This window comes from Pseudomonas sp. DR48 (assembly GCF_019823085.1).
Taxonomy (GTDB): Bacteria; Pseudomonadota; Gammaproteobacteria; order Pseudomonadales; family Pseudomonadaceae; genus Aquipseudomonas.
The window spans coordinates 4,427,341-4,452,278 of sequence record NZ_CP081946.1 but is presented as its reverse complement, the minus strand read 5'-3'; the positions used below and the strand labels follow the sequence as shown (position 1 = coordinate 4,452,278).

Annotated in this window: 18 protein-coding genes and 6 pseudogenes; 11 read left to right on the top strand and 13 right to left on the bottom strand. The window is 54.3% G+C overall.

The genetic code is table 11. The features are described from left to right. Nucleotides 1–8: 8 nt before the first annotated feature. The 3 genes from K5K95_RS20205 to K5K95_RS20195 form a co-directional block, all read right to left on the bottom strand. Nucleotides 9–1,646 (bottom strand): ABC transporter substrate-binding protein, encoded by a 1,638-nt coding sequence (locus K5K95_RS20205; protein WP_222585759.1) that lies wholly within the window; start codon nt 1,644–1,646, stop codon nt 9–11. Nucleotides 1,647–1,739: 93 nt separating this feature from the next. Then, nucleotides 1,740–3,014: an NAD(P)/FAD-dependent oxidoreductase gene (locus K5K95_RS20200; RefSeq protein ID WP_222585758.1), complete on the bottom strand. Its 1,275-nt coding sequence runs from the start codon at nt 3,012–3,014 to the stop codon at nt 1,740–1,742. 43 nt (nt 3,015–3,057) lie between these two features. Next, on the bottom strand, nt 3,058–3,726 hold the full coding sequence (locus K5K95_RS20195) for a haloacid dehalogenase type II (RefSeq protein WP_222585757.1): 669 nt from the start codon (nt 3,724–3,726) through the stop codon (nt 3,058–3,060). Between the two features lie 999 nt (nt 3,727–4,725). On the opposite strand from K5K95_RS20195, the gene K5K95_RS20190 reads away from it, so the two are divergent. The 3 genes from K5K95_RS20190 (at nt 4,726) to K5K95_RS20180 (ending at nt 7,440) form a co-directional block, all read left to right on the top strand. Beyond that, a complete protein-coding gene (locus tag K5K95_RS20190) occupies nt 4,726–5,583 on the top strand; it encodes a GNAT family N-acetyltransferase (RefSeq protein ID WP_222585756.1) in 858 nt (285 codons plus the stop codon). Between the two features lie 61 nt (nt 5,584–5,644). After that, entirely contained in the window at nt 5,645–6,352 is a 708-nt protein-coding gene (locus K5K95_RS20185) for a cupin domain-containing protein (RefSeq protein ID WP_222585755.1), read from the top strand. Between the two features lie 710 nt (nt 6,353–7,062). After that, a complete protein-coding gene (locus K5K95_RS20180; RefSeq protein WP_222585754.1) occupies nt 7,063–7,440 on the top strand; it encodes a hypothetical protein in 378 nt (125 codons plus the stop codon). A gap of 134 nt (nt 7,441–7,574) precedes the next feature. Here the strand turns inward: K5K95_RS20180 and K5K95_RS33655 are convergent. Then, a pseudogene (locus tag K5K95_RS33655) lies at nt 7,575–7,978 on the bottom strand (lysis protein). 335 nt (nt 7,979–8,313) lie between these two features. On the opposite strand from K5K95_RS33655, the gene K5K95_RS20175 reads away from it, so the two are divergent. The 3 genes and pseudogenes from K5K95_RS20175 (at nt 8,314) to K5K95_RS20165 (ending at nt 10,118) form a co-directional block, all read left to right on the top strand. Next, a complete protein-coding gene (locus K5K95_RS20175; RefSeq protein WP_222585753.1) occupies nt 8,314–8,976 on the top strand; it encodes a class I SAM-dependent methyltransferase in 663 nt (220 codons plus the stop codon). 3 nt (nt 8,977–8,979) lie between these two features. Beyond that, nucleotides 8,980–9,363, top strand: a complete 384-nt coding sequence (locus tag K5K95_RS33650; RefSeq protein WP_222585752.1) for a GtrA family protein — start codon at nt 8,980–8,982, stop codon at nt 9,361–9,363. Nucleotides 9,364–9,908: 545 nt separating this feature from the next. Continuing rightward, nucleotides 9,909–10,118: pseudogene (locus K5K95_RS20165) on the top strand (hypothetical protein). 68 nt (nt 10,119–10,186) lie between these two features. Here K5K95_RS20165 and K5K95_RS33185 read toward each other — a convergent pair. Continuing rightward, a complete protein-coding gene (locus K5K95_RS33185) occupies nt 10,187–10,573 on the bottom strand; it encodes a hypothetical protein (protein ID WP_261398021.1) in 387 nt (128 codons plus the stop codon). Between K5K95_RS33185 and K5K95_RS33180 the strand changes: the two genes are divergently transcribed. Then, the gene (locus K5K95_RS33180; RefSeq protein WP_261398019.1) at nt 10,568–10,801 is read left to right on the top strand and encodes a hypothetical protein; all 234 of its coding nucleotides are present in this window, start codon (nt 10,568–10,570) and stop codon (nt 10,799–10,801) included. The two genes, K5K95_RS33185 and K5K95_RS33180, sit on opposite strands and share 6 nt — an antisense overlap. A gap of 446 nt (nt 10,802–11,247) precedes the next feature. On the opposite strand, the pseudogene K5K95_RS33170 reads toward K5K95_RS33180, so the two are convergent. Further along, a pseudogene (locus K5K95_RS33170) lies at nt 11,248–11,418 on the bottom strand (lysis protein); the annotation flags it as partial. 220 nt (nt 11,419–11,638) lie between these two features. Beyond that, nucleotides 11,639–12,001: a hypothetical protein gene (locus K5K95_RS33165; protein WP_261398203.1), complete on the bottom strand. Its 363-nt coding sequence runs from the start codon at nt 11,999–12,001 to the stop codon at nt 11,639–11,641. Between K5K95_RS33165 and K5K95_RS20150 the strand changes: the two are divergent. From K5K95_RS20150 to K5K95_RS20135, 4 genes and pseudogenes are all read left to right on the top strand, one after another. Then, nucleotides 11,925–12,533: pseudogene (locus K5K95_RS20150) on the top strand (tyrosine-type recombinase/integrase); the annotation flags it as partial. The gene K5K95_RS33165 and the pseudogene K5K95_RS20150 sit on opposite strands and share 77 nt — an antisense overlap. 999 nt (nt 12,534–13,532) lie before the next feature. Next, complete coding sequence (locus K5K95_RS20145) at nt 13,533–15,002, top strand: tyrosine-type recombinase/integrase (RefSeq protein WP_222585750.1); 1,470 nt, start codon at nt 13,533–13,535, stop codon at nt 15,000–15,002. Between the two features lie 89 nt (nt 15,003–15,091). Continuing rightward, a pseudogene (locus tag K5K95_RS20140) lies at nt 15,092–15,250 on the top strand (IS110 family transposase); the annotation flags it as partial. 153 nt (nt 15,251–15,403) lie between these two features. Next, nucleotides 15,404–16,261 carry a toll/interleukin-1 receptor domain-containing protein gene (locus tag K5K95_RS20135; RefSeq protein ID WP_222585749.1) on the top strand — a complete coding sequence of 286 codons (858 nt, stop codon included), beginning with the start codon at nt 15,404–15,406 and terminating at the stop codon, nt 16,259–16,261. Nucleotides 16,262–16,350: 89 nt separating this feature from the next. Here K5K95_RS20135 and K5K95_RS33405 read toward each other — a convergent pair whose 3' ends face one another. The 6 genes and pseudogenes from K5K95_RS33405 to K5K95_RS20105 form a co-directional block, all read right to left on the bottom strand. Then, on the bottom strand, nt 16,351–16,929 hold the full coding sequence (locus tag K5K95_RS33405; RefSeq protein ID WP_315903126.1) for a pYEATS domain-containing protein: 579 nt from the start codon (nt 16,927–16,929) through the stop codon (nt 16,351–16,353). A 132-nt stretch (nt 16,930–17,061) separates the two neighbouring features. After that, nucleotides 17,062–17,262, bottom strand: a pseudogene (locus tag K5K95_RS33400) (DUF4062 domain-containing protein); the annotation flags it as partial. 103 nt (nt 17,263–17,365) lie between these two features. Then, nucleotides 17,366–18,160, bottom strand: a complete 795-nt coding sequence (locus tag K5K95_RS20120) for a hypothetical protein (protein WP_222585746.1) — start codon at nt 18,158–18,160, stop codon at nt 17,366–17,368. A 48-nt stretch (nt 18,161–18,208) separates the two neighbouring features. Further along, nucleotides 18,209–19,384, bottom strand: coding sequence for a patatin-like phospholipase family protein (locus K5K95_RS20115; RefSeq protein ID WP_222585745.1), 1,176 nt, complete (start codon nt 19,382–19,384; stop codon nt 18,209–18,211). Nucleotides 19,385–19,491: 107 nt separating this feature from the next. After that, nucleotides 19,492–21,462: a TRAFs-binding domain-containing protein gene (locus K5K95_RS20110; RefSeq protein ID WP_222585744.1), complete on the bottom strand. Its 1,971-nt coding sequence runs from the start codon at nt 21,460–21,462 to the stop codon at nt 19,492–19,494. Nucleotides 21,463–21,628: 166 nt separating this feature from the next. Then, entirely contained in the window at nt 21,629–24,682 is a 3,054-nt protein-coding gene (locus tag K5K95_RS20105) for a toll/interleukin-1 receptor domain-containing protein (RefSeq protein WP_222585743.1), read from the bottom strand. Nucleotides 24,683–24,938: the final 256 nt, after the last annotated feature.

Here is a 24,938-nt window from a genome sequence, read left to right as displayed (position 1 = left end):
AGCATCCATCAAGCGTCCAGCCAGACCTGCTCAGCGAACATGTAGCCCATGAAGCCGCCCAGCGGGTTGCTGCCGTAGCCCTTGACGCGCTGGTCGACACCATCGATGTTGCTGATAAACACCGGTACGCCGATACCACAGTGGTCATGCACCAGGGTTTGCATGTCCGCGTACATCTTGCTGCGCTTGGCGTCGTCGGTTTCACCACGAGCGAGCATCAGCAACTGGTCGAACTGATCGTTCTGCCAGCCGGATTCGTTCCACGGCGCTTTCGACTGGAAGAACTGCGAGAACATCACGTCGGCGTTCGGCCGTGGGTTGATGTTGCCGAAGCTCAGCGGGTGCTTCATCCAGTGGTTGGACCAGTAGCCGTCACTCGGCAAGCGGTTGACGTCGAGCTTGAGCCCGGCCTGTTTCGCCGACTGTTGCAACAGCACCGCGATGTCCACCGAACCGGTGGCGGCCGGCGATGCCGCCACCGGCATGCTGATGCTTTCCATGCCGGCCTTCTTCAGCAGGAATTTGGCTTTTTCCGGGTCGTAGACGGTCTGCGGCAGATCGGCATTGTAGTAGCGCGAACCCGGGGCAATCGGATGGTCGTTACCCACGACCGCGAAGCCACGGAACACCGCGGATTTGATCTGCTCGCGGTCAATCAGGTACTTCATGGCCTGGGTGAATTCAGGGCTTTTGCCGGGCAACTGATCCTGACGGATGATCAAGTCAGTGTAGTTGCCCGACGGCGCATCGACGACCCGGTGCTTGGCGCTGGCCTTGATACGCACCGTCGAGCGCGGGTTGACTTCGTTGATGATCTGCACGTCGCCCGACAGCAACGCATTAATCCGCGAGGGTTCATCGCCAATGGCGATAAATTCGATTTCGTCCAGGTAAGGCAGACCTGGTTTCCAATAGTCGGCATTGCGCACAGCAAGCGAACGCACACCCGGTTTGAACTCCTTGGCCTTGAACGGCCCGGTGCCGATTCCCTGGTTGAAGTCGGTGGTGCCTTCGGGAACGATTAACAAATGTGAAACCGCGAGCATCGACGGCAGCTCGGCATTCGGACCACTCAGACGGATCTGTACTTCGTTGGTGCCCGTGGCCTTGATCTCGGCAAACTGCTCCGCCAGAGGCATGACCTTGGAACCCGTGATTGGGTCCTTGTGCCGCAATAGAGAAAACACCACGTCGGCGGCTGTCAGAGCCTTGCCATTGTGGAAGGTCACCTCTTTGCGCAAGGTGATCACCCAGAGCGTGGCGTCACTGGTTTCGATGCGCTCGGCCAACTCCAATTGCGGCACCATATGGCTGTCGAAACGGGTCAGGCCGTTGTAGAACATGAAATGGCGCGCGTAGTCGGTGGATGAGGAACCTTTGGCCGGGTCTAACGTATCGGCGGTGGAACTGGTCATGCCGGCGACTCGAATCCGCCCGCCCGGTTTGCCTTTTCCAGGGCTCGCGGCTTCGTCGGCAAACAGTTTGCCGGCGGCACCGAACAGGCTACCGGCGCCTGCGGCAGCCACCCCGGCTACCCCCAGCATTTGCAAGGCACTGCGGCGTGACATGCCGCGATTGAGGCCTTCGAATACTCTCAGGCTTTCTTGGCCGGAGATCAGTTTCGAGTCGATCTTGTTGTCAGTCATATCAGCTGTACCTGTCGATAATGAGAAGGCTCATGCTCGCGGTTGTCCGGAGCGTCTTGAAACGCAAACGACGGTGAAGCCACAACTTCAAATTCAATGTAAATAATCCTGGAACCGGTAATAAGCGCCCACCAGCGGCAGGAACCACGGCTTGCCGAAATGCCCGGGAATCGCCGGCCAGTCCAGTTCGCGCCAGGGGTTGGCCTCTACCTTGCCGTCCATGACCTCGGCCATGACCTGGCCCATGTGCACCGACATCTGCACCCCGTGACCGCTGTAGCCCATGGAGTGATAAACCCCACCGTGCTGACCGGCCCGAGGCAAACGGTCGGAAGTCATGTCGACCAGCCCGCCCCAGCAGTAATCGATTTTCACGTTGGCCAACTGCGGGAACATCTGCACCATCGCCGCTTGCAGCACCTTGCCGCTCTTGGCGTCGTTGACGCTGTCGGACATGGCAAACCGCGCACGACCGCCAAACAGCAGACGGTTGTCCGGGGTCAAGCGGAAATAGTTTCCGATCATGCGGCTGGTGACATAGGCACGATGACCGGGCAGCAATTGCTCGATCAACGACTGCGGCAGGACTTCTGTGACAATCACAAAACTGCCCACCGGCACGATCCGCCGCCGATACCAGCCCAGCCCGCCGTGCTGACAGGCGCCAGTGGCGAGCATCACTTGTCCGGCGTGCAGCGAACCTTTGCTTGTGTTGACCTGATATCCGCCAGCCCGGGCTTTCCAGTCCATTACCGAGGTGCCTTGATGAATGAGCGCACCATGTCGTGCCGCCGCTTCCGCCAGGCCGACACCGAAACGCCCGACGTGCATCTGCACACCGTTGCGTTGCAGCAAGCCGCCGTGGAACTGCGCCGAACGCACTTCAGTGCGGGTCTGTTCGGCGCTTAGCAACTCGACATCGGCATCGACTTCCCGGCGAATCAGTTCGCAGGTTCGTGCCAGTCCTTCGTAGTGCATCGGCTTGGCTGCCAGTTTCAGCTTGCCGTTACGAATCAGATCGCAGGCGATTTGCTCCTGATCTACCAGCGACACCACGCTCTGCACCGCACTTTCGTAAGCCTTGTAATAGGCCCGAGCCTTGTCGACACCGAGGCTGGCACTAAGACCGGCGAAGTCCTGGGCCACCCCGGTATTGCACTGGCCGCCGTTGCGTCCCGAGGCTTCACCGATCACCCGCCCAGCCTCCAGCACGACGACACTGGCGCCTTTCAAGGCCAACGCCCGAGCCGCCGCCAGGCCGGTGAAACCGCCGCCGACGATGGCCACGTCAACCTGCCCGGGCAACGCGCCGAGCTGGGCACCGGTGAACGCCGGTGCGGTGTCGAGCCAGTAGGATTCACTGCCCATGTCTAATCCGCCTATGCCAGGAAAAGTGCCATTACGTTACAACTCAAAGACCGACCAATGCCGCCAGCCCGCCGATGTCGGGGATTTGCTGGTAGCTGTAGAAGGCATTGGCAGGAACTTCATGACCACGGGCGACAAACGCCTTGTTCTTGATCTTCATGTCATGGGCCGGCATCAGGTCATAACGGAAGCTGGAGGACACATGCAAGATGTCTTCCGGGCCGCAGTTGAGGTTGTCGAGCATGTACTCAAAGGCGGCCAGACGTGGTTTGTAAGCCTGTGCCTGTTCGGCGGTGAAGACCTTATGGAATGGCGCGCCGAGCTTGTCGACGTTGGACATTATCTGGCTGTCGCTGGCGTTGGAGAAAATGACCAGGGGAATTTTGTCGGCGATTTTCGACAGACCTGCCGGCACATCAGGGTGCGGGCCCCAGGTGGGTACGGCGTCGTAATACAGCTGGCCTTCGTCGCGGTATTCGATACCCCAACGCTTGCAGGTCCGGGCCAGGGCGGTCTTGAGGATTTCGTCATAAGGCATCCAGTCACCCATGACCTGATCCAGGCGATAGGCCGAGAAATCCTTGACGAATTGGTCCATCTGCGCCGCAGGAACACGATCAGCGAAAATCTCGCGAGTCATCGTGCCCATGTGAAAATTGGTCAGTGTACCGTAGCAGTCGAACGTAATGAATTTGGGGCGAAGAAAGCTCATTGAGTGCGGTCCTGAAGTTCGTTTAGGTCATGGCGTGACTAGCATTCGCTTCATTCGAGAAGCTGTGATGCAACGCTGCAGCACACCGTCATTACAACACCGTGAATTCAGCAGATGGCGTTAAAAGCGACCTCTACTCAATACAAACCACCGTTTTAGCCACTCCCCTCAGCAGACTTTGCGGCGCGCTCCTACCTTGGGCAAACCCCGTATTTGTGCGCTTTTATGGACCTTTATAACCCTGTACCACCCGCACGTGCCGTCATTAACCGCAGAAACTGCGCCAGATGAAACGAAAACGGGCGCCCCCCTGAGGAAGCGCCCGTTTGCTGTGGTTTGGAGCCTGCCAGCCCTCTCCGGCTGGCCAGCCACCTGCGGGATCGCGATGTTATTGGAGGATGTCGATCAGCACCCTTTTGAAACGCAAATTGGCTTCGAATGCCAGGCCAACACGTCTTTATGTGGTCGGGTCGAACCCGTCGCTTCAAGCGGTGCGAGAGTCTCGGCATCCGCGTCGATCAGATCGGCCCAACGACGCATTCCCTGCGCCCGCTCCCGAGGTGGACGGCTAGCCAGATCACTGCAGTTGAACGCCTGCCAGTCATGGCTGACGGCCTCGTCCACCAAGGTCGGCTTCGGCAATCCGGCCTACACCTGGTCGTCCGCACCACCTCCAGTACAGGCTGAGCATCGCGGTATTGGCCGCCAATGAAATGAGCGCTGCGCACAGCGATTAGGCGAGGATCAAAACTGTCCATGGAGCGCTCCAGATATGAGCCGGCGAGTCGTTTACTCTGTCTCCATAGTAGAAAAAAAGCCCAGGCATTTGCTGCCGACCTTGCCATGCGATTAAGTAGTAAATGTGGTCTTGCGGCCTCTGCCTCGCGGAATCTGCCGAATGTACAACACCCTCTTGTCAGTCCTTCATGCAGATGGGATACAGGCACCACCGCGCTGGAAATCCGGCCGCTCGTAAACACTTTTTAACGGAGACTCGCCATGTCCGCCTCGCAACAATCCACTTATGGTTATCGCCCTATGACGGTTGCGGATCTACCGGCAGCCCACGCGTTGTCCGTGCAATTGAAGTGGCCCCATCGGCTGGAAGACTGGGCCATGCTGCTGCGGATCAGCGACGGCTTTGTGGCGCACGATGGCGAGCGCCTGATCGGCACCGCATTCGCATGCCCCCAGGGTGATTTCTCCACCATTGGGTTGGTGATCGTGAGCGACGCCTATCAAGGCAAGGGGATCGGACGCCAATTGATGGAACGGGCGCTTGATGCGTGCCAGCCACGCATCCCGGTTTTGAACGCAACCTTGGCCGGAGCACCGCTTTACGTGAGCCAGGGCTTCGTCGAGTTCGGTCGGATTCTGCAGCACCAAGGTCAGGCGCAAGTCCCGGCAATTACCCCATTGGCCGATGGTGAAAAATGTCGCCCACTGCATGACGCCGATAAGGCGCGCGTGCTGGAACTGGCTAACGCCGGTACCGGGCTGGAGCGCAGTACCGTGATCACCGACCTGCTCGAGGTCGTCGAGCATTCGGTGGGCATTGAGCGCGATGGTCAACTGCGCGCCTTCGCCATGTTGCGTCCCTACGGCCGGGGTCGCGTTATTGGCCCGGTGGTCTGCGAGAACCTTGAACAAGCTCAACATCTGATCGGCGAGTTACTGGCCCAAGTGCCGGACACCTTCGTGCGTATCGACATTCCGGCGGATTGTGGCTTGAGCGACTGGCTGGAAACCGCCGGCCTGAAACAGGTCGATACCGTGGCGCAAATGGCCCGTGGCACACCGCCGCAAGCCAGCAACGGCGTGCGCCAGTTTGCCCTGGTCACCCAAGCCATCGCCTGATCGCTTGCCGTGACAGACCACTTACCACCCAACACTTTTATTTGCATGGAGCGTCACCCGCATGCCCCAACCTACCGTTTTACTGTTAGCTCGAGCCGACGGCAGTCGCGTTGTCACACCTTTCAAATCACTGCCATTGAGTGCTGCCGATCCGTTGATTGACTGTCGTCAGGTTGCCTGGTCCGGGACCGACGGCGTGTCTGCCGGCATTGTGGCAATCGGTGATGTGCTTGATATCGATGACTTCCCACACACAGAAGTGATCGTGATCCATGCCGGTCACGTCGTGCTGAAAACCGAGGAGCAGACACTGCAATTGGGTGTCGGCGCAAGCGCAGTGATCGGTCGCGGGACCGCGCTACAGATTGAGGCACACGTCGGTACGCAATGGGCGTTTTGTACTATGACCACCGTAACTCCGACGCCCGGCCTGACCTTGCTGGATCCGCTGGCGATGCTGTCCCCTTCCGCCCCACCAGAACCGCAAATATTGATCGGCCCTACGCCGCAATGCCGTTCACGTAATGCCTTCGAGGATGCGGCAACCAATCTGCGCGTCGGGGTCTGGGACTCGACGCCTTACGAGCGCCACGGCCGAGCGCACAAGCTCAATGAACTGATGTACTTGATCGAAGGCAGCGTGACGCTACAGGGATCTGACGGATCAAGCGTTACAGTCAACGCCGGTGACAGCGTGTTCGTCGCGCAGGGCGCACCGTGCGCCTGGAAAAGCACAGGGTATGTGCGCAAGGTGTATGCAGTTAAATAGACACCAATGGTCAAAAAATGCCGGGACGGAAGATTCGTTGATGAAACAACGATCGAATTCGTGCTCTCGGTGGTCGATGACCTGATTGCTGAGATCAATATTTTGGTCTCAGCAAACGCCAGGAAAAATCCATCGTAACGTCGGCGGTCAAGGAATCTCCACCCAGTTTGCGTTGATTATTGACACCGATGCCGAATAGAACACAGAGCCAGTCTTGGGGTGGGGGTAAAAACACTTACTAATAAAAAAGGGGTCGCGAGATAAAATCTCGCGACCCCTTTGAATTATATGGTCGGGACGGAGTGATTCGAACACTCGACCCCTAGCACCCCATGCAAGCAGATGGGGCTACACACCGCTGAAACCATGACTCCTGAAGGGGCGCTCGCTGCAACGATGCCCAACAGTGCTTAACGTCGAGTGACTTCGTCACTTGAAAATCCCTCGACTCCTAGCATTTCTCTTCCTCCGGTGTTCTGCCCGACCGTCAAAAATCCTTCCATGCGGTGCTACGCGGACCTCTCCACGGAAGAATCGCTATACCAAACCTAAACCGCCTCCTTGAAACCCAACAAAACGACACTATATTGCCACCACGCGAGTTTCTGATCATTTGCCCCTCGTGTGTAATTCCAAGGGCAATGAGCGGCCCTAAAGGTCGCTAGATCGCGACCGATATATTGCATATAACATAGATAAGGACTCTCTCCATGGACGTTGGCGTTTACAAAATCACTGAAGTCACCAATGATTTCATAATCGAGAAGATCAAGGCGCACGAGAGCTTTGTGTTGGAATGCGGAGAATATGATCGCTACTCGAATACGTTGACGTGGCTTGAACAGTCGATTGAAAAGCAGGGTATGTCAGTGAGGATCTATATGCGGGCTCGTAAGATTTCGATGGGAAGTTTTGCTGGCTTTGCTGGCGCTAGCATCATTGGTGCTCCGGTGGCACTTGGCGCGGTTGCAATAGGTTTGGTCGCCGGAGTTGGCATCGCTGCTCACAACCTCGCGACACTGAACCCTGACTATGAAGTTGGAAAGCACCCTCTCGGCTCGACTCTGTACGTGGATTACAAGAAGTAAACACTTTAGGGGCCCTAGGACCATGCGAAGCGGGGCGAAATTTATTAGTTCGCCCATGCCCCCCCAATTTCGCAGAGTTAATAGTCAAACCTGCGAAATCGTGGCTGCTGTCATCAAGTATTGCATACCGCCGTTTAGCAGGAGGCCAAAGCGATCACGCCATGGTCCCCGGCACTGGTTATGGCAACAACTCGTTGAGCATGCGCTGGTCAAGTTGGGCACGCGTTCTTGCATGAACCACGCCGACGGCTTCGGTACCGGCTGGCACTGAACAGCCACCGGTTGAATCCTCGGCAAGGAGGATTGACAGGCGCAAATCAGAAGTGGCAAGGCGATCAGATAGGTGTTGCTGAGCTCTTTTTCATCGGAGAGCTACTTCTAGGGGTTTCATCGCTGACCTTCAAGCGACCCTCCTAGGCGGCGCGCTTGGGCGCGCCTGGTCACCCTCGCCGGCCTGCTTGGCAAGCACCTGACCATAACGCCAGTCTTGAAGGGTCCAGGCACCAGCGGCCGCCGCGCCAGCGATCGCTAGCAACATCAGGGCAACCCGGCATTAGATCGAGTATCTGACATAGCCCCCCTTGGCCGTGGCCAACAAGACCAGGCGTTCGGTGCAAACCTGGTCTTAACTTGCTCTACCGGAAACAATGAATCCCCGAAAAAGCACCCACTCCATTTCCCTCCCCCGGCGTGCTGCCGAACGAATTCCCTATACCTATCGCACATAAGCCTGACATGCGACCAGCGCGATCAGTCCCACACCGACATAAGCGCCTGCCTATGAAAACCGCTATGCGTCGTGCTATTTTTGTCGCCGCTCATTCTGCCCTGAAGGAATGACATCGTAAAAAAAATAATATACGTGAGAAGAACATGGATGACAGATCAGAGATTTTGAAAGATGAGTATCAGGCAAGGTTTGAAGGGAATGAAAAATATCGAGACTCGGTTTGGAAGCTTCTTTGTTCTGAAATATTTTCAAAATATATAAAACCTGAGCACTCAGTACTTGATCTTGGGGCCGGGTGGGGGGAGTTCACAAGAAACATTCAAGCCTCCAAGAAATACTCAATGGACCTTAATCCGGATTGCGGGGAAAGGGTTTCTGGATACTCCCAGTTCCTGCATCAAGACTGCTCAACCCCTTGGCCAATAGAGCCTGACTCGCTGGATGTAGTTTTCACAAGCAATTTCCTAGAGCATCTACCCGATAAAAACCTTATAGATAAAACTTTGAAAGAGGCTTACAAGTCACTAAAAAAAGGGGGACTAATTATTTGCGTAGGCCCAAATATTCAATACCTTCCCGGATTGTATTGGGATTACTGGGACCATTACACACCTATAACTGGCGCATCCATGGCTGAGGCTCTTACGCTTCAGCGATTCTCGATAACACGGCGTACAGATCGATTCCTACCATACACCATGTCCGGCGGCGCCAATCCACCTCTGGTAGCGGTTGCGGCCTATCTGAGAATGCCATTCTTTTGGAGATTTTTCGGAAAACAGTTTTTTGTCATAGGGCAAAAGTAAAAAATGAACGAAGTCGTCAAATTTGTAGTTGTCGGAGGAGTATCAGCTCTCCTAAATTGGTCGTCGAGATTTCTATTCTCAATATGGCTGAGCTATGAATTATCCATCGTGCTATCTTTTTTAATTGGCCTGACATCAGGCTTCTTACTCATGAAAATCTTTGTATTTCAAAAGAGCGAGAAGCCTTTTTTTCAGCAGGCTGCTTATTTCCTGGGGGTCAACATGCTAGCGCTAGCGCTTACATGGACCATCAGCGTATACCTAGCCAAAACCTTGTTTCCAGCCATAGGCTTTAGAAATGGGGCAGATGGGATGGCTCATCTTATAGGGATCTCAGCCCCAATAATGACAAGCTACTTCGGCCACAAATATCTAACATTCAAATAGCCGATTAACAATAAGTGCAGTACGTATCGGAATTGATGGAATATATGGCGCAGGCAAGTCGACGCTGGCCCGAGAGATCTCAGGGGCACTTGGGCCTCCTTGTATAAGCCTGAACTCCTTCGTTGAGAAAAAAATGGACGGGTATGTTGAGCACATTGACTACTCAAAGCTTAAAGCTACCTTAGCGAAACTTGAAGGCTATGTAGTGGAAGGTGTTTGCTTGCCTCAGGTGTTAGGGCGAATTCAGCTAGCACCTTCAGCAAGCATCTATATAAAATGAATGCAACATGGTGTCTGGTCAGATGAGGAACGGCTAGATATCAACGATCCAGTCGATGCCGTTCTGACTCGGGAAAGAGTGTTCACCAGTCGTATTTTGTGTGAGCCGGTAAGTAATCTTGGGTTGGCAGAAGAGGTCATTCGGTACCACGCTGAATTTCGTCCGCATGATCATGCTGATATAACCTATGCTGTGCCCTCCCGCTGGTAGTTCAATGCCAGGCCGACGATTCGGAAAGAAGATAAGCCTTCACGGAGGAATCGCAATGCCAAATTCAGACCTGCTCCCTTCCCTGCTCTTCAAGATCAACTAAAACCAGTTCGCTCTCGAAGCCGCCATCATGGAGCTCACGCTTTGGGTTGAGCAGCGTGGATGGCCCGAGGTCGGCGGCAACATCCGCAGCGCCCTACAAACGATCGACAAGAACGAAGAGTTCATTAAAATGACGCTCGCGATGCTGATGGCTCCGGAGTAACTTCCCGGTGTCGAAGCCTGGGATGCCGTATAAAAATCACGCAAGGCCTTTATAATCAAGGCCTTGAGCTACAAGAAGACCAGAAAAAGCAGCACTCTTTGCGACTCTTTATAATCCAATAAACATTGGCCAAAACGGATGCGTTTTGGGAAGAACGTCCACAGAAGAAATCCCACCTCAGGCGTCCTGCCGACCGAACACCAATCCAAAACTCTACTGATAGTCGCTTCACCCTCGCCCGACGCTTGCGCATCGATTACTGTATATCCAAACAGTACAGATAAGGCATGACCGTGGATCCCCTCGAAATCGAAGACACCAGCGACTGACTTGGCTGCCCAACTGAGCTTGAGCCCTGTCGTTCCTTCTTGCGCATAACCGAGAACGAGGTGCAGGAACTGACCCTGCAACTGCGCAAAGCCCGGGCAGACATATTTGGGTTGGTGCAAATGCACGCCGATGCCACCAAAAAATGCGCTGCGCTGCGTGCCGAGCTGGCGAAGGCCAAGGCTGACCTCGCGGATTCAAACCGCAAAGCCACCGATATCGAGACGAAAAGCAATTGGGAGTTGATGGCGAACAACAAGCTGATCAGCGAGTTGTGCGTAAAACTCAAAGAGTTGACTGGTACTGATCCGCTGGCCGGGAGAAAGTCGAATCAGCGGCTCACTTCGCGAACGTAAGCCTGGCATACAGCCAGTGCAATTAATCCTTGGTCTCCGTCGTTGGTGATACCGATAATTTGGCTGGTAATTTCTATGAACGCGACTAGGACTTACAAGAAACAATCAAACTTCGCTTCATAATCGAACTTCCATAAATGCCTGACTGATTTGCAGAGGCAACACTGCCCTGCTCTCCAGTTTGAGACAAGATGTCGTAGCCATGGCTGCCACAAATCTCTCCAGCTTTTTCAAAGCAGCTCCCCCAGCTAAAAGCTGGACCTGAGCAATTTATGGAGTAACCAACACTAACGTCCGGCATGTATGTTTTGAAAGCTGTTGTGCAGCCCGAGAGCGAGATGAGTGCAATGAGTCCTAACGATAGTGGCCGCATTACGATCCTTCAATGAAAGCCAGAGTTCCGCAGGATAGTAGAATTGAACGACTGGATCGCGCAACGCACCACTCTATTTCGTTGAGATGATTTCACTCACTCCTCTTGCGCAAGCTTGGCACGCCTGTAGAGCAATCAATCCCCGGTCACCTGTGTCGGTGATGGCGATAATTCGTTGAGCATGCGCTGGGTCAAGTCGGGCGCGCGCTCCTCCATGAACCACGCTGCTGGCGGCGGTACCAGAGCCTACGAGCAGCTTGTTCAGGTCTTCCGTTTTCTTTCTATCCCTTGCCAGGATGTGTACATCCGTCGATTTCGGAGCTGTGTGCAAAGCCTCCCAGTGGCAATGCTTGCAACCACGAGTAATCACAGAGCCGTCGAACTGCTCAATCTCGGAACTGCTTACCGAGCCATGCAACGGACACTCGAGATCAAAAAAGCGGACACGAGGCTGTCTGCAAAAATTAGAAATTCGCGCCACTCGTCACCTCCGGATACATCTCTTGCGTATGGTTCGGCAGACCGTGAAAGGCTGGGCTGGAGCTGGCACCAGTCGGCATAAGTACGTCCTGCAACCGCTCACCGTTCAGCCAGGTGGCCGCATTCGGAATGTAGCGCCCGCCGTCCTTGGTCCAGTCCTCGGAAATGCAGTGGCTGCTCAAGGCGGCGATCAGCGTCTGATGCAAAATGTCGTTCGGTCTCAGCTTCGCCCAAGCTTTGGCAGCGTCCTTGCGACCCTTTTTCTTCGGGTACCCGCTTTCATGGGAGGAGCAATCGATTCTGTTCTCCGAACTGCCAGCGCATCTGCAGATCATGGCGATGTTCAAGGTCAACACCGGCTGCCGAGAGCAGGAGGGGTGCAAGCTTCAGTGGGATTGGGAGATTGCGGTCCCGGAACTGGGAACCAGTGTGTTTCTGATCCCGGCCGGCTTTGGTGGCAGGAGCGAATGATCCGGCGCGAAGAGCCGGGACGAGCGCTTGGTGATATTGAACAGCGTGGCCAAGTCGATCATCGAAAAGCGGCGCGGGCAGCACAAGCATTTAGTCTTCCCTTTCGGGATGCCGGATGAGGATCGGAATCCGACCATGATTCACCAGATGAACGACTCGGCTTGGAAGCGAGCAAGGATCAGGGCGACCAATAAGTGGCTCGAAAAACTTCTTCGAGCACCGCACGAAGGGTTCACCAGGATCCGGGTTCACGACCTGAAGCACACCTTTGGCAGGAGGTTGCGTGCAGCAGGCGTTACAGAAGAGGATCGAATGGCATTGTTCGGGCACGAGAACGGCAGCATCACTAGTCACTACTCGGGCGCTGAGCTCGGGCATCTGATTGAAGCTGCGAACATGGTATTGTGAGTTAGCAGCGGATTTGGCACCGACCAGGACCTTGCAAGAGATTCCGAGCTGACCGTTAGAAGCCGCGGCCGACGGATCTTTCGAGGGTTCAGCGGCACTCAATCGGTGCCAACTACCTGCAAAATGGTTTGTCACCAAAACAGCCAGAAGTCGGGTGAATTTGCGGTCTGTTTGGCACTGCGGTTTGGGCCCAAAAACGTCGAATTTGGAGGTATAGGTCAGGCTCTCGGACGCGATGGTTTGATTCCAAATCGGCCCCTGGGTCTTGTGATCAAAGGGCTCGTCCGGCGACTTGAGACCTTCCACAGACCTGGCGATTGCCCAACCACCCTCCCCGCCTCCCCGCGCTCTGTTCCGTTTCCCTAGCGCACAATCGGAAGTCCGGCCTAAAGGTGCTTCCGTTTGTCTTCAAAGGCACGGCCCGCGTGACGTACAGCCTGTTTCGCGGATGTTGGATGGTGAGCTTTAAGAACGAAGAATCGGAACTGAGCTTCCAGGGTTTAGCGCTGCGGAGCCGGTGAGGAAAAACGCCCTAATCGCCCGGAAACAGGACTTTTGGCAAGGCTATCTGACGTGCGAAAAAGCTGAAAAAGGAAGAGAAATATCAAACAGGATTGGTGCCAAAGGCAGCGCGAAAAAGGGCCAAAAACGGCGTGAACTCACAGGTATCAGCAACCGATTCGCGGAGGCCGGTACTGACAGTCTTGAAGAGGAAAACGAGATGAAGTCCCGAAAAACTCCCCACCAATGAAAAAGCCCAACCTTTTCAGATTGGGCTAAGTCAATGAAAAATATGGTCGGGACGGAGTGATTCGAACACTCGACCCCTAGCACCCCATCTCCTTTTTCATACTTCTTGAAAGACTCCAAAATTTTACTCTGGATATTTCTAAGCTAGTATTTACTTGAGCTCCAGCGGTGTTCTGCTCTACGAGAGTCCAGTAACGTCCATCAAGAGCCGACGTTTTTGTGGGGGTAAAAGTAGGGGGAACCCATTTTATGGCCAAAATCACCATCAAAGAACTCGAGTCGCTGACCGCTGAAGATGCCGGCCGCATCCTCAGGGAAGATGGCAATCTCGCCGGTCGAATCTCCGTGCGTAAGGACGGTATATCAGTCAGTTTTTTCTATCGGTATCGCTGGGGCGACCAGAACAAAGAGTACGCCTGCGGAACCTGGCCGCGCAAATCCCTGACCGACGTCCGTAAGGCGCGTAACCAGGCCAGGGCGCTCATTGATGAGCAGATCAATCCCAACGAACAAAAAAAAACCGCCAAGGCACAAGCATACGCCGCGGCTAACGTAGAGGCCGAACAAGTAAAAACGACGAAGGTGCAAGCACTGACCGTCCAGGATCTGGTCAAGGCCTGGCTGTTGGATGGCGTCGCGCGTAAAGACGGCAATGCCGAGTTGCAACGATGCTTTAACAAGGACCTTTTGCCAGCACTCGGCAAGACCGGGGTGAGCAGCGTCTCCGAACAGGATGTTCGGGCGCTGATCCGCACCGTGGTCAACCGCGGCGCTCACCGGCAAGCCATTAGTTTCTTCGCCGACCTCACTCAGATGTTCAGCTGGGCCAGAAAACGTCAGCCCTGGCGAGCCCTGTTGGTCGAGGGTGATCCGACTGAGCTGGTCGACATCTCCCCCTTGATCCCTGCCAACTACGAAGCGGAAAGAAGCCGCATCCTTTCGCCGGCTGAGCTGCTGGAACTGCACAACCGCTTCCGGCAAATGACCGCCGATTACAACGCACTCCCCGCCGGGCAAAAATACGAGGGCATTCGGCCGTTAAAGAAAGAAACGCAACTCGCGCTCTGGATCAGCCTGGGTACCTTGTGCCGGATTGGCGAGTTGCTGCAGGCCGAATGGAAAAATGTCGATCTGGAGCGGCAGACGTGGTTCCTCCCCAGTGAAAACGTCAAAGGCACACGCGGCAAGAAACAAGACCACCATGTCTTCCTCTCGCCCTTTGCGCTGCATTTCTTTCAGGAACTCAAGACCCTGACCGGAGACTCCCAGTGGTGCTTTCCCAACAAACAGGATGATGGGCATGTGGACGTAAAGGTGGTGAGTAAACAGGTCGGCGATCGCCAGGCCCGCTTCAAAAACCGCAAAACCCTCTCAAGAAGGCGTCACGACGACACGCTGGTGCTTGCCGACGGCCAAAACGGCGACTGGACGCCGCATGACCTGCGCCGTACGGGCGCGACCATGATGCAGGCTTTGGGGGTCAGCCTGGACGTCATCGACCGCTGCCAAAACCATGTGCTGGCCGGCTCCCGGGTGAGACGCCACTACCTGCATCACGATTATGCCGAAGAGAAGAAGTGTGCATGGAACCTGTTGGGCGATCGACTCAGTGCAATACTGTCATCAACCTATGAGCACACACCGACCGAGTCGACGATGCTTTTCCCGAGTACGCAGCGACTGCCCCCCCCTGCCGCCTTCATAGGCCAACCTCTTTAATACCGCACCCTAATGAGATGGTCAGCCCAGTACGGGAGCCTTGGTAAATCTAAACTTACCGGGTTCTCACTGACTTGCGGAGACCTCTCATGGACATCTTGGACTTGCTCGGCCTGGATATTGGAAAAAGCACCTTTCATCTAATAGGGCACGACGCCAAAGGCAAGGAAGTACTGCGCAAGAAATTCAATCGCAGCCGCTTGCTTGATTTTGCCGCAAGGCTGAAGCCCTACACCATAGCGATGGATGTCAGTAACGATCTACAATACTCGCTTGTTGGCAGAGCACCGACTGTTCATTAACGTCTGTTGAATGCTCTTCAATAGACTATCGTGGTCTGCCCCCAGCCCTCGGCATTTCATGCTTGGATGAAAAAACAACCATTAAGGAAGACGTGAGCAATGAAGGTTTTTATCAGTTGGTCTGGAGAGCGCAGCCGAAAACTGGCCGAAGCGATACGGACATGGTTGCCAGCAGTACTTCAGACGGTCGAACCCTACTTCACACCGAGTGACATAGAAAAAGGAAACAGATGGTCCTCTGACATCGCCAAGGAACTTGATAGTTCAACGGTTGGAATCTTCTGTATTACCCGAGACAATTTGAACAGCCCATGGATCATGTTCGAGGCTGGAGCAATATCAAAGAAGGTTGAGCAGTCACTGGTATGCCCAATACTATTCGACCTTGAAAACTCAGATATCTCTGGACCACTCACACAGTTCCAGACAACCATTTTTTCAAGGATGGACATTAAGACACTAATTAAAACAATTAACTCTTCCAACACCTCCTCAAAGCTAAGCGACGAAGTATTAAGTGAAGTTTTTGACATGTGGTGGCCAAAACTTGAAGAAAAAGTTGCTCTGATCCTTGAAGAAACCAGCCATAGCATTAATCGGCCGTCTCGACCAGATCGTGACATACTCGAAGAAGTCCTGGAGCTCACAAGACTTCTATCAAGAAGTAAAGGAGTCGAGTCAAGCGCAGGCAACAACAAACAGCTTTATGAAGCTGTTTCTTATTTTTTAAGCAATTTCAATAATGTATTCAACCAAGACTGGGGGCATACTAAATCATGTCTTGGCGGCAACATCCCAGATTACTATATCGCACGCCACGCAAACTTTATCAATCCTGGCATAGAGGATGAATCCAACAATTGGTCATCTAGGGGAGCCCTTCTGGCAAGCTATCGACATCTCATTGACTTTATTAGTGACAATAAAATTGATATCGACGCATTTGGCTACTCGTAACAAACAAGGCTCCACTAAGTACCGGCACAACCCAGCGGCTACATATATTTATCCAAGTGTCGAACCGCTTCAGGCCTTGAAATGCACGATCACACGTTGTACACGCTGGCACCTCCTGTACGCTGCATTTCAAAGTCGATATAACGCTCAAGATCTACATACGTACCATCCTTGAAGGTAACTCGGCAAATGCAAAGAAATGTACCGAATGCGGATGTAGATATACCAATAAATCCATTCTGCTCAACAGCTGGAAAGACCTTATTCCCCCAATACGAACCCAGAAAAAATTCTGCGATCCGAACATCAGACAGATCCTCAGTTTTATGGCGAATAAGGTAGATGAAAACATCAAACGTCTGACCGGGAATCGACGATGGTTTGATGATATGGGTGAGAAATACCCCACGATGTTCCGCATAGAGCGCATTACGTTGTTCATTCCACTGCTCAGGTGTTTCGATAGAAGCGAATTGGAGGGACTCAAAACTAATACTAGGTGCAGGACTGGTGGCTCCCACTTTCTGAGTTGTTTGCAGGGCAATGTGTCGGCCAACATCCGCAGCGACTTTAGCCGCGAGGTGGTCATGAGTATCAAAAACCTGACATATGTGACGCCTCTGAAGCTCCCCTTTGAACGCCACCAGACGCGCCCGGCTCTCTCCCATGTCAATATATCCAGGACGCCAAGGGTGGTTTTCGTCAACAATATAGATGAACCTTGGGAGTGACACCTCTGAAGCTGCCTTGTACTCCATCTCGGAAATGGATAATTCAGCACCGTCGGGTACATAACCATACCGATGGGCGTAGACACCCACAAAAACATCACTTTCTTGCTGTACCAAGCGAATACATTCGTCGGCAGGTCGCTCCTACCGTGCGCCAAAGTTCTCCATCGAAACATCAATTGCGCCCAGTTGGCGAATAGCTGCCTGAACAGTCTTGCGGTGCTCCACCAAATCCGTGAATGTTGAGGACAAAAAGACTCGATGACTCATGGGCGATACTCCTCATTGAAGTCGATTCGGGAGCAAACAGGTTCGTGATGCAGAGCAAACACAGTAAGTTTACAGTTTATCTGTAAAAACACACTTACCCTAACTAAAAGTCAGGCACAGGTTGGTAAGTACCCAAGCGAACAGCCTTGCGCTTTTCTTTCGCCGAGTAACTACCCCGCGCCGAATAAGCGGGGGACTCGATTCCCCATACCACCCCCGCTGACGCAAGTTGCTTCATCAGGTGACGATCCAGTACCTCACTACCGACCAGCTCACGTCGCTCTGCCAGTCGGCGAGGAAGGCACCATCGATCCCAGAAGACCGTCTGCCCCTGCACGAGAAGCGCCTGCGTCTTTATGAACGCAGAATGGGTGCCATCGCAAATCCGGTAACTGATGAAGTTTACCGGTTGAAGACTCAGTCTCCTAAGATGCTCCTCCAAAGGATCAGCCGAGGCCAAAAGCCGCATGCTCTGCAAACTCCGGCCAATGGAGGCCTCAGGATCTTTGAACAATGGGTTTATGCGCCCTTGCCCCGTTACCGATTCAAGATCAGGAAGAACCTGTGAAACATCGGATAGCGGAAACCAATGCGAGTGCCTCGTTGCAATAAACCGTAGTTTCCCATCGTTTGACTTTTCAACGTGTTTAACTTCAATGCGCGCATCAAGGCCCGGAGGAAGAGCACCCCACGGTGAAAAAATTTGCCCAAGAACCCAAATCGTATCCCCCTTTCTCACCTGCTGTGTGGGTCCGGTTTTACGGCGACTGACATGAAATTTCGGGCGGGAAAAACCGGCGCCGAGGTCTTGTACACCTGCGAACCAGGGATGATTGGGATCATCAGGGAATCGCAATACGATTCGCCTAGGCACATAGTGAATAAAGTGTTGAGGCATACGTCCTGACCTCGTTACGCAAATTCCGACCGCGGGCAGCACAATGAATTACACGAAACCTTTCAAATGTGAGAGCGAGACACTCCGCGCCGCATAAGACACACCAACACGCTGGATATCCGGAATGTTCGCCACTGAGTCCAGTTTCGAAATGGTACCGGGGTTGACGTCTGTGAGACCTAGCCCATCCAGCCCGGACCGGGTCAACTCAGGGTTGTAACGCACATAGCTGAACAAATTCGGGCAGGTCGATTTGACGTTGTCTTTCACCATCATCATTTCGCCAAACTCTCGATCAATCGCCCCTCCGAAACGACACGCCCCCAGCGTCCGGCAAGCCATGTCCCACCCTGCACTGGCCGCGTTCATAAGTGCCCCCGGAAGGTTTTTGGCGTAATGAACCAGGTTCATGTCACTCACCTTCAAATCCTGCCAGGTTTCAGCGGCGCTGCCGGTGCCGACCGAAACGATCAACAATTTGTCGGCGCCCGTTTTCCAGTTAATCGCATAAGGTTCGGCAGTCACCATCTGAAACGCCAGGAAGGCCGGGTTGTTGTACGTCGTGATGCCTCCGTCAACGAAAACAAACTGGTACTCAGCGTCGGTATCCGGGGCAAAGGTTACAACTTCGGGCGGGAAATAAGTCGGAGCCGCGGTGCTGGCACGCAGCAACTGCCATAGCGGCAAACGCAGGTTGCAGTCTTTGCGCTGAAGCTGGTTGTATTTTCCACGAGGATTGTTGGACACCGGCCAGGGTGAGTCGGTGGTGTGGTTGCGCAGCACCATCATCAACAACGTGCGTAGCCCATGACTACCCAGCGTGGCGTTGGGCTCTTGCGGTGTCGACGAATGTTTCAGTGCCCGGTCCAGTTCCGCACGCAGTTTTGTCGCCAGGGGATCGGCCTTGTAGGTGTACTGCAGACGTTTAAAAACCGATGCGGGGTCGAACATGTCCTTGCCGCTGCCCACGTAAAACGCACGAATATCGTCCATGGACATCCCCGCAGAAATACACGCAGCGATAATTGCACCGGTACTGGTACCGCAAACAAAATCAAAGAAATCGGCAAGAACCAGCGTTGGCGCATTTTTAGCGATACGCAGATCGGCTTCGAGTTTGGCCAGGATCTCGACGCTCATCAGTCCGCGAATACCACCGCCGTCACAGGCAAGGATTTTTTTCGGTTCAGCAGATTCGATGCGGCTCACCAGTTGTTGGCTCATGGCGAATGCTCAGATATTGGGTTGGCGGCTCAGGGTGAATCAGTGAATTCCGGACATTGACAGGTGTAGCTCATATTTGCCGATACGCAGTCGATTCAATCGCCGCCCTACCAAAGCTTGCGTGTATCCAGCCAGGCTACTCGCCCCGTCCGGCGCTTCACTTCCTTGTACATATGCTCGGTGCCACCCGGTCCGTCGCCACCGCTGCCATTCCACAGGCAGATAAACCGCACCTTGTTTACCCCCCATGCAAGCGCACTGTATTGCAACCACAGGTTGCAACGCTCAAAAGGACTCATGGCTTCATCGGGGTTCGATTTGGGTGGCGAACCAAGTTCGGTTGGCATGATACGCAGCACCACATCTGGCTGGCTCTTGAGATCGAAATAGCGGGTACGCCACTGCTCACCACCCAAGGAGGGCAGTATGGAGCGTTCAATGAACTCGGGCTCGGGAAGTGGCAGCATCAGTTGCAGGCGCACGCCGAGCTTTTGACACGCTTCGAGGAACAACAGATCACCACCGCATGCACCTTGCGCCAACGCGAGGTCACCGGGGCCCGCACCGAAGCTCTTGAGCGCTGCGGCAATACTCTCGGCAGCAACGGCTTCCTTGTCTGCCGGAAAGCGAGGAACCGCACGATCAGGGGTGTCGATCATATGACCACTGAAGAGGAATACCTGGCGCGGTTCGAATGGGGGGGAGCTAATGGCTATTTCCTGATCGATGATATCGAGCGCGACGGCTGTTTCGGCGGGACGGAACTCAAGATCGCGCAACAGGCAAAGTGTCTGGCGGATGGAGTCCAGCGCGAACCAGTCATGATTCGTAGCGGCGGCAGTGGCTCGATACTCTTTCCTCACGTCCTCAAGCGTGCTCACCAATAAACACAACTCGGCATAGCTCGCTTGAGCCCAGTAATCCTTGCGGTTGCGCTCTCGTGCAGCGAAGCTCGACCAGCGCACGCCCCCGGTCAACAGATCAATCGCTGTGGCGCTGGTTTCCGCTCCGAGATGACGGCGCAGAACGCTCAAGGTCAGTGCATTGATACCGGAATAGTAGTGATCCGGGGCGTTGCTGAACGCTTTGTAGTACGGCTCGATGGCTTGAGTCAGCGCCGAGTCCTGCGACCGCGCGGCGCCTATCCATTCTGTCGGAATAGAGCCCCGAGAGCGCCAACGATTGATCCAGTTCTCCTTCTCTACACGCCCGGCAAGCGCCCGGATTTCCGGATCGTTTGGATAGTCCATGGTCAGATGGCGCATCGCCTCTCTCGCCTCAACCTTGCGATCAAGACGACCATAGCAAATCGCTTTTTTCTCACGCGCAAACTTGTTCGCCGGATCGAGAGCCAGTACGGCGTTAAATTGCTCCAACGCGAAATCGTAATGCCGAAGCTTGAGCAGTGCGTCCCCTGCCGCGCTTTTTGCCTCGATGCGCAACGCCACTGTCGGCGCTTCCTCGGCCAGCACGAGAATGTCACCCGCCAACCTTTTCTGCCGTGCTATTTCCAGCCGATTGGACCACTCCTTATAGGAAGCGCTGAACTCGTTGTGTTGTTCAAGCAGTAGCTTCTTCCAGTCAGGCTCGCACAAGTGCGGAAGCAAGCTATACACCGGACTCACCTTGCGCCCATGCCAAGCGTCAAGCGTCTCACGCACCATGTCAGTGAGACACTTGCGATCGAGAGCCAGCGTCGCTGGGTCAGGGGCGCCGTCCTTCAGGTTGTAACGCAATTTGCGATCAGTGTAGATATCAAACGGCTGGCTCTGTCTCGGTCCCTGGACAAGCACCACACCCCGCGCACGAAGCGCATGTCGCACACCGAGTTCATACCAGACATTGGGGTTGTCCAGCGTCAAGTCGGCGATAACGACATCCGCCATCAACAACTCCTGGAACATGTCGGTACGAATGTCCCCCGCCCGGAGCTCTTCATCAGCGCGGAACACTTCCAGACCGGCATCACGCAACGCCGGTTCGATGTACTCGGCGTATACGCGATTAAAGTCGATCATTTTCCCGTCATGCGCGGGTTTAGTACCAAAAGGCATGGCGACAAAGGCGTGGAGCTTCAAGCGCTTCTCCTTGAAATGGGAACTACATGGAACGTTTGCCTTGGGCAATAAGCACCGTTCTCATCAATATAGGGTAGAAATACGGATCAACAATTCCCTGACATCAACAACACCCTGGCCACGCTCTTCACTTGCTAGTGGATCTTTGATTACAGGTCCAGAAAGCTTAATGGGATCGCGGAGCAGGACTTCTTTGTGTCAGACGCAGTTCATCCACTCGCTCCAACAGGTGGTTACCGAAGGCGGGCAATCGATAGATGTTCCATTTTTCATCACCCTCACGGTTACTCACTGCCAGCAGTACCTGCTGACCAGCGCCCAGGGCATGAAATTCCGTGTAACCGGGTATCAGCGCTACTTCCGCCAGGGTCACGGCATCGTGTAAGGCGACACCTTCACTCGTTTGCACAAGAACGAGACCTTGGTAGCCAAGGTCGACAATCTGACTGGCACCCGGGCGTAAAGGCGCCTGCTGCAAAAGCGTATTGCCGTCGGTAGACATCCGCACCAAGCGATCATCGCGGGTTGTCATTAGCCAGCCTTGTGCCTGGAAAACCGCCGATTTTATTGCAAGGTCCCGAGTGGCCGGACTAACAGCCGGTTGCAATTGATGAGCGTCGATAATCGCCCATCGGCCGTCAGTGTTGAACACCAGCGTGTCGTGACCATCGGCCGAAAATACAAGACCGGATTGGCCGCGAAGACTGTGCCAAGGCGACTCACCCAGGCCCACGGAAAAATAGGCCGAGCTGCCTTCGATCTCCGTAGCGTTTTGGGCCTGCGGCGGCAGATAGGTCAACGAGTCCCCGTCCAGCGAACTTCGGGTCCACACCTCGCCAGTTGCTTCGTTGACTGAATGACTGCCGGCGGGCGCAGGCAGTACCCGCAATTGGTTGGATTTTATATTGATGCGAGTCAGCACATCGAACGACTCACCGTAGATGTCGCCATTCCAGGCATGGTCGAGGATGGGCGAGTGCCAAAAAATGCCGTGTTCGCGAAAACTCTGAGCCAGCATGCGACTCATTCCATCACGGTTCGATGGCGAGTGCTGATTGAACGATTCGCGGCTGAGAATCGCGTCAATCGTTATCTCATCAATCACCGGATTGAGTTCCTTCAAAACTTCACCGTGCTGATTTGATAGCTGATAAGTCTTGCCTCTAAAGGAGCGCACCCAATGCGCTTCGGGCACGATGTCACTACCTGCCGCGATCGCGCGTATGCCATCGGTCGTAGCGAAGAACATTGAAGTCTTCCCAGACGCCCCATATTTCCCTTTCAACGACTCTCCAAAAAAACGGCCTTGAGGCCAAACTTTCAGCACCTTTTCGTTGTGGACGGCATACCCTTCACCCTTGGGTGTCATGGCAGCACGCGAATAAGGCAGCTGCGCAACCCGCTCGAAACCGTCATCGGTGACCCTGACCCATTCACTGCCATTCGACTGTGTGAGGACCAATTGCCGCCACTCAGGCACATAATCGAACCAGGTTGCGGCACTGGGATAGATGCCCACGACATGACAGTCCTGCTGGTCGCGGCGATAGAGCCACAGCATGGCGGGCGACTCGGTTTGCACCAGCAACTGATCAGCAGCGATAGGGTCGGCCTGAAGGACTTTCCCCGACACGATATGACAGCGCCACAGGGGCTTGAGTTTTTCAGTCTCGAGCGTGATCACTGACGTGCCCGCTGTTGAAATGTCGATGACGCTCAACAAACCGTTTCGAGTTCCCAGGACAAAATCGCGATTCACATTGATGGGCAGACGACCCTGCAGTTGAGCATCTCGATAGCGCTCGATGGCCCGCCCCTGATCATTCAGGAAAACGTCGCCGGTGTGATCGTCCCAATCAGAGACGCTACGACCGCTAATAACTTTCCAGCCGCCACCGGGAAGCCGAAAGGCAACGGAATTGGATTCTCGACCGAACTCGACAATCAACTGCGCACCGACCCAGTACAGCTGAAAGTCCGTTCGTTGATTCAGTGGAATACTCGAAAAGTCACGCTCCTGAACGAGGTCCAGCGAGTCCTGGAGTTTCCCGCTATCCATATTGAAGGTAAACAGCTGATTCTTGATCAGCAGGTACAACTTGCGACCCTGCGTGTCGGCTTCGACGCTTTGTCCCTGCAGCGCCGTTTGCAGGTCCGTGGCGCTCATACCTTGTTGAAGGAAATGCTCGAGAACCGGTGCCATGTCGATGTAACTCAGCACACTCGAATCAGTATTATTGATCAGCGCGACACGTGCACCGTCTAACAGCACCAAAAACACGGAGCCTTGGGCCAGGCTCTGTAAATCGTACTTTGTCGTCACTTCGCTGAATGGCATGCTGACCCGCTTGTCCAGCAGTGTCCGGTAGATCAGTGCCAACTGTTCCGAGGACGGCGCCTGCCCCAGTCCTTGGCGTAACTTGATCGACGATTGCAGAAAGTCACTTCCGTCGTCGTAGTCAAAACGGCGAAAGCGTGCATCCGCAATGGACAGCAGCTCAACCGACTGACGTTCGATCCCGGCTCTCCTGGCTTGATCTTTCGAATAAAGACTCCAGGCAAGTAACATCAACCCAACAAAGACCACTAACGAGCTGGCTATCCACCAGTTTCGCTTACGGTTACGTTCGCGCCGTTTTAGCTGGTCGAAACCCACCCCCAATATGCCGGCGATGACCTTGAGCAATACGTCCCGACGACTAATGCCGGAGCACTCACGCATATCGACTGCGAGAGGCTCCTCACGCAGACTCACATCAAGTTCGTCGTCTTCACCCAACGGATGACGCAAGGCCGGACAAAAGTACTCGTCACTCGGCAACGCATGATTCGTGCTCTTTGGAGCGCTATCGATCATGACCGTGATGATCTTCTCGCCTCGTCGCGTACGCTTGAAATGCAGAACCTCTTCATTCACCCAATCGGACGCAGCCGATGTAGGTGAGCAAAGCACGATCAAGGCATCGGAACTGTCCAGTGCTTGCTTGAGCGCCTGCCGAAGACTGGGCGAACTTGACAACTCTCCATGGTCGATAAAGACAGGAAAAAGACGACGCAAATCCCCCTGTTGCTCCCGCACCAGCGCACGTATGTCTGAGGGCAGCTTCCATGTCTCAAGGGCGTTGTGTAACCATTTTGCGGCCTTGTCATTGTCGTGAGAGTAGCTGATGAATGCCCGATACTTTCGAACATTAGTGCGGGTGCTTCGTACCTCTTCCATGGCTTACTCAGATAGTTAATATTTGCAGCTAACACGTCACCGAAGCTGTACTCCCTACTGGCTGCCGCGAGAAAAAAACCAGTACTCCGTTGGCGACAAACAACAATCTTTCCGCTCGATACAGTGACTTGACGATGCTATAGCAGTACCTGGCCATGGTTCGAGAGCACATGCACGAGGCTGCCTCGATATTCCAAAGCAACGGCGGCCGCGAACATTAAAATCATGGATAGCACCACCTAAATCAAACGCAGGT

What these genes read in the sequence shown, in the direction of transcription:
- K5K95_RS20205 (WP_222585759.1), bottom strand. Translation starts at nt 1,646, where the DNA reads ATGACTGACAACAAGATCGACTCGAAACTGATCTCCGGCCAAGAAAGC.
- K5K95_RS20200 (WP_222585758.1), bottom strand. Translation starts at nt 3,014, where the DNA reads ATGGGCAGTGAATCCTACTGGCTCGACACCGCACCGGCGTTCACCGGT.
- K5K95_RS20195 (WP_222585757.1), bottom strand. Translation starts at nt 3,726, where the DNA reads ATGAGCTTTCTTCGCCCCAAATTCATTACGTTCGACTGCTACGGTACA.
- K5K95_RS20190 (WP_222585756.1), top strand. Translation starts at nt 4,726, where the DNA reads ATGTCCGCCTCGCAACAATCCACTTATGGTTATCGCCCTATGACGGTT.
- K5K95_RS20185 (WP_222585755.1), top strand. Translation starts at nt 5,645, where the DNA reads ATGCCCCAACCTACCGTTTTACTGTTAGCTCGAGCCGACGGCAGTCGC.
- K5K95_RS20180 (WP_222585754.1), top strand. Translation starts at nt 7,063, where the DNA reads ATGGACGTTGGCGTTTACAAAATCACTGAAGTCACCAATGATTTCATA.
- K5K95_RS20175 (WP_222585753.1), top strand. Translation starts at nt 8,314, where the DNA reads ATGGATGACAGATCAGAGATTTTGAAAGATGAGTATCAGGCAAGGTTT.
- K5K95_RS33650 (WP_222585752.1), top strand. Translation starts at nt 8,980, where the DNA reads ATGAACGAAGTCGTCAAATTTGTAGTTGTCGGAGGAGTATCAGCTCTC.
- K5K95_RS33180 (WP_261398019.1), top strand. Translation starts at nt 10,568, where the DNA reads ATGCACGCCGATGCCACCAAAAAATGCGCTGCGCTGCGTGCCGAGCTG.
- K5K95_RS20145 (WP_222585750.1), top strand. Translation starts at nt 13,533, where the DNA reads ATGGCCAAAATCACCATCAAAGAACTCGAGTCGCTGACCGCTGAAGAT.
- K5K95_RS20135 (WP_222585749.1), top strand. Translation starts at nt 15,404, where the DNA reads ATGAAGGTTTTTATCAGTTGGTCTGGAGAGCGCAGCCGAAAACTGGCC.
- K5K95_RS33405 (WP_315903126.1), bottom strand. Translation starts at nt 16,929, where the DNA reads ATGGGAGAGAGCCGGGCGCGTCTGGTGGCGTTCAAAGGGGAGCTTCAG.
- K5K95_RS20120 (WP_222585746.1), bottom strand. Translation starts at nt 18,160, where the DNA reads ATGCCTCAACACTTTATTCACTATGTGCCTAGGCGAATCGTATTGCGA.
- K5K95_RS20115 (WP_222585745.1), bottom strand. Translation starts at nt 19,384, where the DNA reads ATGAGCCAACAACTGGTGAGCCGCATCGAATCTGCTGAACCGAAAAAA.
- K5K95_RS20105 (WP_222585743.1), bottom strand. Translation starts at nt 24,682, where the DNA reads ATGGAAGAGGTACGAAGCACCCGCACTAATGTTCGAAAGTATCGGGCA.